The sequence below is a fragment of the Enterococcus sp. DIV1089c genome (assembly GCF_050530965.1).
In the GTDB taxonomy this organism is placed as follows: Bacteria; Bacillota; Bacilli; order Lactobacillales; family Enterococcaceae; genus Enterococcus_B; species Enterococcus_B hirae.
Window position 1 is genome coordinate 1073637 of sequence record NZ_CP172888.1, and the last position, 11993, is coordinate 1085629.

12 protein-coding genes and 1 riboswitch are annotated in these 11993 nt (G+C 37.6%); of the genes, 9 read left to right on the plus strand and 3 right to left on the minus strand.

What is annotated here, in order from left to right; genetic code table 11:
- Nucleotides 1-182 precede the first annotated feature (182 nt).
- Complete coding sequence (locus tag IGL30_RS05080) at nt 183-707, plus strand: NfeD family protein (protein ID WP_010719402.1); 525 nt, start codon at nt 183-185, stop codon at nt 705-707.
- Nucleotides 708-722: 15 nt separating this feature from the next.
- Nucleotides 723-2210: a flotillin family protein gene (locus tag IGL30_RS05085; protein ID WP_010719401.1), complete on the plus strand. Its 1488-nt coding sequence runs from the start codon at nt 723-725 to the stop codon at nt 2208-2210.
- Between the two features lie 76 nt (nt 2211-2286).
- Here the strand turns inward: IGL30_RS05085 and IGL30_RS05090 are convergent, their stop codons facing one another.
- Entirely contained in the window at nt 2287-2880 is a 594-nt protein-coding gene (locus IGL30_RS05090) for an FUSC family protein (RefSeq protein WP_010719400.1), read from the minus strand.
- A 109-nt stretch (nt 2881-2989) separates the two neighbouring features.
- Here IGL30_RS05090 and IGL30_RS05095 point away from each other — a divergent pair, with 109 nt between their 5' ends.
- The gene (locus tag IGL30_RS05095; RefSeq protein ID WP_010719399.1) at nt 2990-3943 is read left to right on the plus strand and encodes an aromatic acid exporter family protein; all 954 of its coding nucleotides are present in this window, start codon (nt 2990-2992) and stop codon (nt 3941-3943) included.
- Nucleotides 3944-4055: 112 nt separating this feature from the next.
- Here the strand turns inward: IGL30_RS05095 and IGL30_RS05100 are convergent, their stop codons facing one another.
- Nucleotides 4056-5009: a Gfo/Idh/MocA family protein gene (locus tag IGL30_RS05100; protein WP_010737424.1), complete on the minus strand. Its 954-nt coding sequence runs from the start codon at nt 5007-5009 to the stop codon at nt 4056-4058.
- A gap of 183 nt (nt 5010-5192) precedes the next feature.
- Here IGL30_RS05100 and IGL30_RS05105 point away from each other — a divergent pair, with 183 nt between their 5' ends.
- The 6 genes from IGL30_RS05105 to IGL30_RS05130 all read left to right on the plus strand — a co-directional run bounded on the left by IGL30_RS05105 (nt 5193) and on the right by IGL30_RS05130 (nt 10345).
- Nucleotides 5193-5729, plus strand: a complete 537-nt coding sequence (locus tag IGL30_RS05105; protein ID WP_014834723.1) for a hypothetical protein — start codon at nt 5193-5195, stop codon at nt 5727-5729.
- Between the two features lie 14 nt (nt 5730-5743).
- A complete protein-coding gene (locus tag IGL30_RS05110) occupies nt 5744-6547 on the plus strand; it encodes a M15 family metallopeptidase (RefSeq protein WP_034700361.1) in 804 nt (267 codons plus the stop codon).
- A gap of 9 nt (nt 6548-6556) precedes the next feature.
- A complete protein-coding gene (locus IGL30_RS05115; RefSeq protein WP_010737427.1) occupies nt 6557-7174 on the plus strand; it encodes a glycoside hydrolase family 73 protein in 618 nt (205 codons plus the stop codon).
- Between the two features lie 22 nt (nt 7175-7196).
- Nucleotides 7197-7880 (plus strand): hydrolase, encoded by a 684-nt coding sequence (locus tag IGL30_RS05120; RefSeq protein WP_123874842.1) that lies wholly within the window; start codon nt 7197-7199, stop codon nt 7878-7880.
- A gap of 321 nt (nt 7881-8201) precedes the next feature.
- Nucleotides 8202-8299: riboswitch (purine riboswitch) on the plus strand.
- Nucleotides 8300-8450: 151 nt separating this feature from the next.
- Nucleotides 8451-9032: a xanthine phosphoribosyltransferase gene (locus tag IGL30_RS05125; RefSeq protein WP_010719393.1), complete on the plus strand. Its 582-nt coding sequence runs from the start codon at nt 8451-8453 to the stop codon at nt 9030-9032.
- A 2-nt stretch (nt 9033-9034) separates the two neighbouring features.
- The gene (locus IGL30_RS05130; RefSeq protein ID WP_010737429.1) at nt 9035-10345 is read left to right on the plus strand and encodes a nucleobase:cation symporter-2 family protein; all 1311 of its coding nucleotides are present in this window, start codon (nt 9035-9037) and stop codon (nt 10343-10345) included.
- Between the two features lie 194 nt (nt 10346-10539).
- Here the strand turns inward: IGL30_RS05130 and IGL30_RS05135 are convergent, their stop codons facing one another.
- Nucleotides 10540-11841 carry a hypothetical protein gene (locus IGL30_RS05135; protein WP_123874841.1) on the minus strand — a complete coding sequence of 434 codons (1302 nt, stop codon included), beginning with the start codon at nt 11839-11841 and terminating at the stop codon, nt 10540-10542.
- Nucleotides 11842-11993 lie beyond the last annotated feature (152 nt).

Below are 11993 nucleotides of genomic sequence, written 5' to 3' on the forward strand. Positions count from 1 at the left end.
TAAAGAATAGAAGCGAACAAAAATAATAAACGATCGCATCAAAGTTCTTTTATTGCCGGTGGGGTGTCCGCCCCACTGGCTAAATCGTCATTGGGAAATTGGTAAAACAAAATTATCGATCAAACTATACAGAAAGTTATTCTATTGGTATGATAGAACAAAACAGAGGAGGAGGCGATTACATGATTGGAGGGGTGGCATTAGAGACGATTTATTGGTATACACTTTTAACTTGTGCGGGGATTGCAGTTTTTCTGCTAGTCTTTGGAGATATTTTTGATTTCGATGGTCCAATTGACCCGATACTCATTGTCCCTTGGCTAACTTTTACCAGCCTGTTTGGGTATTTAGGAGAGCGCTTAACAGAATTAGATTCGCTGTTTCTATTGATTTCAAGTGGGGCGATTGCAACTGTTTTAGTGTTTTTGCTCAATTTTTATGTCCGAATGCCGATGAAAAATGCTGAAAGTACGTTGTCTGCATCAGAAAAAACTCTTGAAGGACAGATGGCGATCGTAGTTACACCCATACCATTAAAAGGGATGGGAGAGATCCAATTAAAAAGTGTGACTGGTTCGATTACGCGACCTGCATGCTTTTATGCCCCACAAAGTTCACCAGCTAAGCAAGGGGAACAGGTCTTGATCATTGAAGTAAAAGAAAGAGTTTGTTATGTAACGCCTTATGAAGGCATGCTAAAAATATGAAGGAGTGTATAAGAAATGGAAATATCAGGAGTTTATATCGCAATTGCTATTGCAGTATTGATCATTTTAATGTTACTGATCGTCTTTGTAGCAAAATATCAAACTGCCAAACCAGATGAAGCATTAATTATTAGCGGGAGTTATTTAGGCAGTAAAAATGTCCACGCAGATGAAAGTAATAATAAAATCAAAATCGTTCGTGGTGGCGGGGCATTTGTTTTACCAGTTTTCCAACGCTCGAATCGGATCAGTCTCTTGTCAAGCAAGTTAGATGTTTCGACGCCAGAAGTCTATACTGAACAAGGGGTACCAGTGATGTGTGATGGCACCTCGATCATCAAGATTGGTTCTTCAGTGGAAGAAATTGCGACTGCTGCAGAACAGTTTCTAGGTAAAACACGTGAGGAACTTGAAAATGAAGCAAGAGAAGTTTTGGAAGGGCATCTTCGTTCCATTTTGGGTTCGATGACTGTAGAAGAAATTTATCAAAACCGCGACAAATTTAGTCAAAGCGTTCAAGAAGTAGCATCTGTTGATTTAGCGAAAATGGGATTGATCATTGTTTCGTTTACGATCAAAGAAGTCCGTGATAAAAACGGTTACTTAGATTCTTTAGGGAAACCACGGATCGCCCAAGTGAAACGTGACGCAGATATTGCGGAAGCAGAAGCGTTAAAAGAAACACGTATTAAAAAAGCAGAAGCTGAAAAAGATTCTCAAGCAGCGGAACTACAAAGACAGACGGAAATTGCAGAATCCATCAAAGAAAAAGAATTAAAACTAGCTTCTTACAAGCAAGAACAAGATATTGCAAAAGCCAAAGCAGACCAGGCCTATAACTTGGAAAGCGCTCGGGCGCAACAACATGTTGTTGAACAAGAAATGGAAGTAAAAGTCATTGAACGACAAAAACAAATTGAATTAGAAGAAAAAGAAATCATTCGTCGTGAGAAACAATACGATTCAGAAGTGAAGAAAAAAGCCGATGCGGATCGTTATGCCAAAGAACAAGAAGCACAAGCTCAAAAGGTAAAAGAAGTAACTGAAGCCGAAGCTGAACAATTCCGCGTTGAAGCACTGGCACAAGCCGAAGCCAATAAAACCCGGTTAGCTGGTCAAGCGGAAGCGGAAGCGACTTTAGCCAAAGGAGCGGCCGAAGCTGAAGCCAAAGCCAAAATCGCAGATGCGTTCAAAGAATATGGTGAAGCAGCGGTCTTGAGTATGGTAATCGAGATGTTACCACAATTAATGAAAGAAGCAGCACAGCCATTAGGAAACATTGAGAAAATCTCAGTGGTTGATACCAGTAACGGGTCAAGCGAAAACGGCGGAGCAAACCGGGTGACTAACTATGCTACCAATCTCTTAGCTTCCACTCAAGAAACGTTGAAAGAAACAACAGGATTAGATATCAAAGACATTATCGAAAATCTCTCTAATCGTGGAACGATGAAACAAGTTAATCTCTATGAAAACGGGGAACAACCCGATCAAGCAGAATAATTATCGCTAAATTAGTTAGAAAAATAAACAAACCAGTTTCTTTCATGTTGAAGAGACTGGTTTGTTTATTTATGTATTAGCTATTTTTGTGTTTTTTGATCTGTTCTTCGACTTCTGCCAAATTTTCTCTAAGCAACGCTTCTTTTTTTTGCAGCTCAACTAAGTCTTCTACAAGCTCTTCTTTCTTTTCTGTCTCAGGTGGACGGAGAAAGAAATTGATTCCGATGGCGATAAAGGTTCCAATGAATGTGTCTAAGACTCGTTGGATCGCATATAAAGAGGATTCGCCTTGAGGAACGCTCAGGGCAATCAACAACAAAGTGGCGATTGCTGAGATGATCCCAGAATTATTATTGATTCCGTCAGATACCACGATGACGATGACCACTAGAACCGGCAGCAGAAATAATTCCACTAAAAAATCATTGTGAAAATAGTTCTTTACTAAAAAATAGATGATTCCGAGAAAGCCGCCGATTGAATTGCCAATGATTCTTGAACGACCAAAGGAAACAGTAGTGGTTAAATCTTGGCGCAAGGAAAAAACAGCTGACAATGCAGCAATCATCGGTAGTCCTCGATCAGTGACGTGGAAAAATAAAATACATAAAAAAACTGCTAATGCGCTTTTTATTGTTCGCATTCCTAAACGAAAACGGCCAAATTCCATCGCTTATTCTCCTTTTAGTCCTTTTTAATAGGATAACGAACTTTTAAAGAGATTGCTAGTTTTTAGCTAAGTCTTTTAGTATAATTCTAAGAAAAGAGAGGGGTTGCTTATGCGTATCGGAATGAGGACCGTGAAAACAGTGGTTAGTAGTATGTTGTCCATGGTTACCGCCCAAATGTTTTCATTATTGTTTTGGCCTTCAGCAGGAATCATTGCTTTGTTAAGTGTGGGCAACACGAAACGTTCAACTTTAAGAACTGGGATGTTAAGGATTGCGGCATTTATTTTAGCGACTGTGATTGCTTTTATTAGTTTTTTTATTTTTGATTATACGATCTTGGGGTTTGGCTTGTTCCTACTACTGTTTATTCCTCTGACTGTTGGGTTAAAATTGACGGATGGAATTGTCGTAAATTCTGTGCTAGTCACACACTATTTAAGTGAAAAAAATATGAGTTGGTCGTTGATCGGTAATGCAGCAAGTTTAATGGCTATCGGTGTTTTTTTTGCACTAGTAGCGAATATCTATATGCCGGATATCAAAAAACAGCTACAAAAAAATCAACAATTGATCGAAGAAGAGTTTCGTATCATTTTAAACAACATGGCTGATTTCCTACTGACTGGAAGAAATACTAGCAATCAACTGCTTTGTGATAAATTGTTGGCTTTCGTAAGAGAAAGTCAGAGCGATGCTAGGAAGTACCAAGAGAATTACTGGGTGAAACAAACGCAATACTATGAAACGTATTTTTCTATGCGTCGAACCCAAATCAACGTGATCAAAGATATGCAGGGAAATCTGGATCGAATCCAAGACCCGGTTCCTTATGGCAAGCATATTTACGGCTTGTTGGTTTATACTGCAGAAACTTTTTCTGAAAAGAATGATGGGAAAGAATTATTGAAGCGGATTGAAGAAGTCTACGAACTATATCGGGACATGGCTATGCCCAAAGAACGTTTAGAATTTGAAGATCGAGCAGAATTGTTTCAATTTTTGCAATCCTTTAAGAGCTTTATTGAAATCAAAGCGGAATTTTCGCAACAATCGATTGGTTAAATTATTCAGTTCAATGAATGAAATAAAGAGAAGCTGTTTAAGCATTGGGGATGTCTCCGTTGCTTAAACAGCTTTTCATGTTTTTGAAAAATTCCAGCTTATTTCAAGGAGCTTATTTTTGCCAAAGTTTTTGCATCCCATCGAGGATCTCGATGACATCGTGGGTCAGAAACAACGAACGGTTAGGGAGTTCGCCTTTAATAGTTTTGACCATATTTTCGATTTCATAATTCATGGCTTGCGCGGTGCTGCCGCTTTCGATCCATTCTTTTGTCCCGTCATTGAAGATGATCTCCGCACGATCCGCACGAGGGTAATCGGTGATGGTGATATAGCCTTCTTCAAAGGCAACGATTCCCACTTTAGGCATTTTGGCTTGGAAAGTCAGACTGATCGTTGCTAACTCATTTTCTTTATTCCTTAAAATAGTCACTGACTGTTCATCCACACCTGTTTCAAATGGTACCATTGTTGATGCAATAACTTCTGGTTGAGAGCTCAAAAAGAAACGAGCAAACGAGACGGCATATGTCCCAATATCTAATAAAGCACCACCAGCTAATTCAGGATTGAAAAAGCGATTGGTTGGGTCGGGATCTTTATAGCTGCCAAATGGTGCTTGAATCATTTTTAATGCCCCAAGCTTGTTTGTATCGATCAAAGAACGTAACTGTTGATACAATGGCATATTGAAAATCGTCATCGCTTCTGCTAACACTAGATTCTTTTCTTCTGCTAATTTCATTGCTTCGGTCAGTTCTTTTTTATTCATGGTGATCGCTTTTTCACATAAAACATGCTTATTCGCTGCTAATGCTTCCATGATATGTTGACTATGTTGACGATTGGGAACGGCAATATAAATAATATCGATTTCTTGGTCATTAAGCATTTCTTGATAACTACCATATGCTTTAGGAATATGATAGCGTTGTGCAAATGCTTCTGCTTTATCTATTGTTCGTGAAGCAACTGCTGCCAACTCGCTTGTTTCTTGGTCAAAATGTTCCGCAAACTCATGTGCAATATTTCCTAAGCCAATGATTCCCCATTGATACTTTTTCATACTTCAAAACTCCTTCTCGTGTTATATTTAATATAGTGAATGAAATGAAAAAATGCCATTGTCCTTGTTTAATTATACCAAATGAATCGTTAAAATTTGTGTTAGAGTACTTTAATAAGAAAAAGTAAAGTCGTAGTGAATTTTTTTGAAATTCAAGTAAAATGAGTAGAGGGGGAAACTTTTATGCATCAAGTTTATGTTGATTTAATTCTTAGTGTATTACTGGAACAGTACGCAACAGAAAAGAATTTTTTAGAGGACTATTTAGTAATTGACGAAGCGCAGTGGGAAGGCTGGAAACGAGGAGAGAAGAACCTTCCATCTGAAACCATGCAGAAAATCAAAAACCTGTTTACTGATTATGAATGGATGCTTACGCAAAAGATTTTACGACAAACGATCATTTTCCCTGAAAAAAGGACGACTGCAGTGGCAGAGTATAAACAAATCAAAACGAGAATCGCTCAAAAATGGTTAACGGATGGTCCTGCCAAAGTCGAATTGATTCCATTAAAAAACGATCAATATCTTACAGGGTTCCTTGACTTGAAGGTAAGTATTAATTATGATGAATGGGGTTATGACGACATCTTGAACTTTCGATTACCTGCAGACGTTCAAAGACAGATCGAAGGCGAGAAATTGGAACTGTTGGATTGGGTAAACGAGAATTTAGAAGAAACCTATGTTCATGAAAAAAATGAACATAAAAAGGAATGAGAGGATTTTTAAGAGTGAATAAAGTTTTAGGGTTTGGAGCAGTTGTGATCATGGTTGCCGCAATGGGGTACATCTTTGTAAGCGAGCAACACATGAAATCTGACGTCCAAGCAGAAAATCAAACAACTGAACAAGTAACCAAACAGACAACAAAGAGTTCCAAAGAAACTAAAGTGAAGGATTCTACCAAAAAAAGTGAAGATTTACCAAAGGTTCAACCGACCGATTGGGATCTTGTCTTGGTAGGACCTGATCATAAAATCGAAAAAGAAATCAATGAAGACACGCAGCTGGCATCACTGCCCAATGGTTATTTGATCGATAAACGTATCGAATCCCATTATGAAGATTTTGCGAAAGCAGCACAATCTGCAGGTTTTCCTTTAGTGATGGTCTCCGCATATCGTTCGGTTGCAGCACAGCAACAGGTGTTTACACAAAATGTCCAAGAAGTGATGAGTAGTCAACATGTTTCAGAGGAAGAGGCGACAGCAATCACGAAACAAACAATCACCGTCCCTGGACATAGCGAACATCATACAGGCTTAGCGGTCGATGTAGTGGATGAAAATTGGTATAATAATTATCCTTCACAGCTTTTAGAGGCAAGTTATGGAGATCAACCAGGGGCAAAATGGATTGCTGAGAATGCGCCTAAATATGGATTTATCATACGTTATCCTAAAGATCGTCAAGATATTACAAAAATCACGTATGAACCATGGCACCTGCGTTATGTTGGAGAAGAAAGTGCGGCCTATATTTCGAAACATGATATCACATTAGAAGAATACTTAGAACAATTACAAAAGAAATAGGAGTAGTGAATGGCCAAAAAAAAATGGAAGAAACAAAAACGTAATTCATTACGCTTGATTGCTGTGATTTTTGGTGGAATATTGTTGATGATAGCTTTTGTTCTCTCTTTACGAGGCTTGTCAGCGCCTCTTGTTGGGCAAGAACAGAATAACAATGAGGCACAAACGCATCAACAATTTATTGATCGATTAGCTCCTCATGCGAAAGAATTACAAACCGGCTATGGCGTTCTCCCAAGTATCATTTTAGGTCAGGCAATTCTTGAATCAAACTGGGGCGAGAGTACGTTAGCCAGTCAATACAATAATCTTTTTGGAATTAAAGCATATGGTGATCAAAAAAAAGTTAATTTAGAAACAAAGGAATTTGTGAATGAAGAATGGGTCACGATCCAAGGAGATTTTCGTGTGTATGATTCATGGGAACAATCGATGGACTCTCACACACAACTTTTTGTGAATGGGGTAGATTGGAATCCAGCATTATATGAAAAAGTGATCACGGCTACGAACTATCGTGAAGCTGCCCAAGCACTGCAAGACGCAGGCTACGCAACTGACCCTTCCTACGCACAAAAAATTATCCAAGTCATTGAAACCTATCACTTGGATCAATATGATCAATAACTATGAAAAAGGGAGTGGCAAGATGGCAGAGCAATTTACCCCTGAAATTATGACCGAGCTACGAAAAGATATCGTTAGAGTACCTGAGGTCATTATGGAGGCAAGTGGTATTAAGATTTTTGGAAAACTGATCCGATCGATTATTTTTACTACTGATATAGCAATTGTCCGGAATACAAATGCAAATGCCGTGATTGCTGTGTACCCATTTACTCCGCATCCTGCAATCACTAAAAGTATTATCGAAGCAGCAGACATTCCAGTATTTTCAGGTGTTGGCGGAGGTCTAACGCAAGGCACGCGCTCTTCTTACATGAGCTTATTCGCTGAAGCGCAAGGATCGTTAGGGGTCGTTTTAAATGCACCCACACCACTTGAAACAGTTCAAGAAGTTTGTCGTGCAGTGGATATCCCAGTGATTAGTACAGTGACATCGAAATATACACAAATCGATGAAAAATTGGCAGCAGGTATTACGATCATCAATATCAGTGCAGGGAAAGAAACAACTGAAACGGTAAAATTTTTCCGAGAAAAGTATCCGGAACTACCGATTATTGCTACTGGTGGTCCAACAGATCAAAGCATCTTGGATACGATCAAAGCTGGAGCGAACGCTATTACCTATACTCCTCCAAGTAACGGGGAATTATTTAGTCGTAAAATGGAAAAGTATCGACAACTTGAAAAGCAAGAGGAATCATAAAAATCAAAAGCAAGTCAAAAAAGAGAAAAAATCGTGGCACTCACGTAAATTCTCTTTTTTCTCTTTATTTCTGTCAGAAATACCGAACAACCTTGCTGAATGAGATCAAAAATATTAGATTTTAGAAAAAAATAGTGAAAGTTGGTTGTCACTTTCTGAAACAGATGTTAAACTGTTTTCATCGTTTGGAACAAAAGCTAACATTAAAAGTGCCAAACAACGATTATGAATGCTTGAACCAATCAACATATTTTATTAAAGCTACTTCTAGACTACTTGAGCAAAATAGATCACTATTTTGTTTCTTAAGAGGATCGAAGGAACGTAGTGATATAGCCCACTTATATATCGTCATGATAAGGATGACAGTTTCTAGCCAGCACCGTAAATGCTGGACTATAAGTGAAAGAGTGTCTTGCACCCTTTTTACTTATTTAGTAAAAGGGTTTTTTTGTTTAAAAAGCAGGCATTTTTGCGTATTTCGCACGAGCTTGAAACCTTGAAAGGGTGATCCATGAGGTCGAATAGTGGTTAGCTTTGATATCAATAAATGAAAAAGGGGAAAATAAAGTGAAAGAATTAGTGGAACGTATTCAAAAAGATGGCCGTGTGCTAGGTGAAGGCGTCTTAAAAGTAGATAGCTTTGTGACGCATCAAGTGGATCCGGTATTAATGGAACAAATAGGCCAACGATTTGCGGAAGTTTTCAAAGATCAAGGAATCACTAAAGTGGTAACGATTGAAGCTTCTGGGATTGCACCAGCTTTATTTGTGGCGCAGACATTAAATGTACCAATGATTTTTGCCAGAAAAGCCAAAAGCTTGACGATGGATGAAGAATTGTTGACTACTTCTGTTTATTCCTTTACAAAACAAGTGACTAGTACGATTTCTATCTCTCGTAAATTTTTATCTGCAGAGGACAAGGTTTTAATCATTGATGATTTCTTAGCGAACGGCCAAGCGGCGAAAGGGTTGGTTGAATTGTGCCGCCAAGCAGGTGCAGGAGTCGAAGGGATCGGCATCCTGATTGAAAAATCGTTCCAAGATGGCCGTCAGCTATTAGAAGAAATGGGCTTGAAAGTTGTTTCATTGGCACGAATTGCGGCGTTATCCAACGGACAAGTTGAATTTCTTGAGGAGGATGCATAAAGGTGGAGAAAGAAACAAAAAATGGCCAAGCCGCAGTATTAGGTTTACAACATCTCTTAGCAATGTATGCTGGGGCAGTTGCTGTTCCTTTGCTGATCGGTACGGGACTAGGGTTTAATCAAGAGCAAATGACGTACTTGATCTCGATTGATATTTTTATGTGTGGCTTAGCAACATTATTACAATTGACGGTTAATCGTTTTTTTGGTATTGGGTTGCCAGTTGTTTTAGGTTGTGCCATTCAAGCAGTTGCACCACTGATTCTAATTGGGAGCGACCAAGGTGTTGGGGCAATTTATGGTTCGATTATCGCTTCTGGTATTTTTGTTGTTTTAGTGTCTGGATTTTTCTCAAAGATCAAACGATTATTTCCGCCGATCGTGACTGGGACGGTCATTACCGTGATTGGGTTGACGTTGATTCCAGTTGCAATCGAAAAAATGGGCGGTGGCGATTCATCTGCGACTAATTTTGGAAATCAAACCAATTTATTGCTAGCTTTCGTTACAATTGCACTGATCGTCGGAGTACAAATGTTAGCTAAAGGGTTTGTTCGCTCGATTGCTGTACTGATCGGTTTAGTTGGCGGGAGTATTTTAGCTGCTGTACTGGGAATGGTGGATTTAAGTGCGATTGGTCAAGCACCTGTTTTTCACGTGCCTCAACCTTTTTATTTTGGAAAACCAACTTTTGATGTCTGGTCGATCTTGTTGATGATCATTATTTCTATTGTGAGTATGGTAGAGTCAACAGGTGTTTACTTTGCGCTAGGGGATATCACTGGACAAAAAGTGGGCGAAGAAGAATTGAAAAAAGGCTATCGTGCCGAAGGTCTGGCGGTTATTTTAGGTGGGATTTTCAATACATTCCCTTACACTGGTTTTTCTCAAAATGTTGGGCTAGTCCAACTTTCTGGTATCAAGACAAGAAAACCAATTTATTTCTCTGCAATTTTTTTGATTATTCTTGGATTATTTCCTAAAATAGGTGCTTTAGCACAAATCATTCCAGAGCCAGTTCTAGGTGGCGGCATGTTAGTCATGTTTGGGATGGTTGCTGTTCAAGGTATTCGGATGTTGATGGAAGTTGATTTTACGAATGACAAAAATCTCTTGATTACTGCTGTTTCGATTGGTTTTGGCTTAGGATTCAATATTATGCCGACTTTATTTAGCCAATTACCCCCAACAGTTCAAATGTTTACGGGGAATGGGATCGTCATGAGTAGCGTGACAGCGATCGTTTTGAATCTTGTTTTTAACGGGTTGAAAAAAGATGAAGAGATTATTGAAGAAGCATTAGCAAAAAAATAACTTGAATCGTCCTAAAAATGAGACTGAGACAAAAGTAACATCTTCGAAAAATAAGCAGGGATTGACCAAAAAGTTGAAAAGCAAATTTTGGAAATTCCTGCTTATTTCTTGACGCTAAATACCTTTGTCTCAACTTCGTTCTAGTTTATTTCTTTATGTATACGCTAAAATCAATATTCTATACTTATTATATGCTATGCAAAAGAGGAACCCCGCTCTGATTTATCTGGTTGTTTACTTTTTTCAGGTTGTTTCCCTTGACTTAAAATTTCACTTTGTTTTTCCTTCGCATTATCTTTTAGATCAATAAATGTACTTTGCCCCCTCATTGTTGCAAATTCCTTTTTTTGGTCAGCTAAATTTTGAACTATTTTTATTGAATTATTAATTTTTTCCGAAAGTATTTTATTCGAATTTTCTAAGTTTGTCAAATCATCCTTGAATTTGGGATCAATTTGTTGGGTTACTTGTGTATTTTTAGATAAATGATTCACCTCATTCCTCAAAGTTTTGAGATTCGTTTTTAAAGCATTAAGCTCAGCCTGTTTTTCTTGACTTATGGGTAACATTTTATCTATTGCTGCTTCACTCTCCATTATATATGCTGCTTCACTCTCCATTATATATGCTGCTTTATCTTTTGATATCGTACTCAATTGTTTAGTATACATTGCTATGTTTTGATCTTTTGTGTTTAACTTTTTCGTTAAATCTCTCTTCTCGCCTGTAAAATACACTATAATTTTATTGAAAAATGACGAATTATCTATTTCATTTATTTGATTTTTTATGTTCTCTCGTCTCTCTTTTTCATTACTTAATTTATCTTGGATGCTAGTCACTTTTTTATCTAACTGGGACATTTTATGTTTATTATCTTTAACATACTTCACAGTGTTTGTGATTTCCTCAAATTGGTTTTCTTTGAGTTTTTCATTTTTATCAGGACTGTTAGTCGTTAAGTTATTGTATTTTGCTTCTAACTGGTTGTTTGACTTTTTAAAATTGTCCATATACACCTTAATTTTTTTATCATCAGGTTCTCCTCTTTGTTCTCTCTTTGCTTGTAACATGCCCAAATTAGCCGTTGCTTGTTCTGCCTCTTTCGCTTGTTGCTGTCGTTGTATTTTGGGTTTATTTATGTTTTCCATATGATTGTATCTGTTTTTGGCATATTTAAGTTTTTCTGATATTTTTAATGCTTCATTGCCAAAAGGATCGGATATCCGAGCATGCTGCATTTCCAATTTATACACTTGTACTTTTGCTTCATCTATTTCTTTTGCGCTAAATGCTGGTTGATCCTTTTCTTCCTGATGATGACTTTTCATATATTCCAAGCATTTATTTTCTTTTTCGTAGTTTTCTTTCGCCACTTTGCTCGCTGATGAATATTCATGTTTCACATTAAGGGCGTGTTTTGCTTTTTCAGTTATTTTTCTTTGACTGTTAATCTCATCTTTTGTAAAGTAAAACCCTTCATACCATTCTTCCATATCTTCACTCCTCTATTTTTATTCATAGTTCAATCTTAACACGTTAAGATTATTGTTATATTCTAATAATTTCTTTTGTTAGGAAAAGATGAAAAACTACTCTTTTCTTCTACTTGTATAATGGATAATTACATAAATCTATACAAAGAATA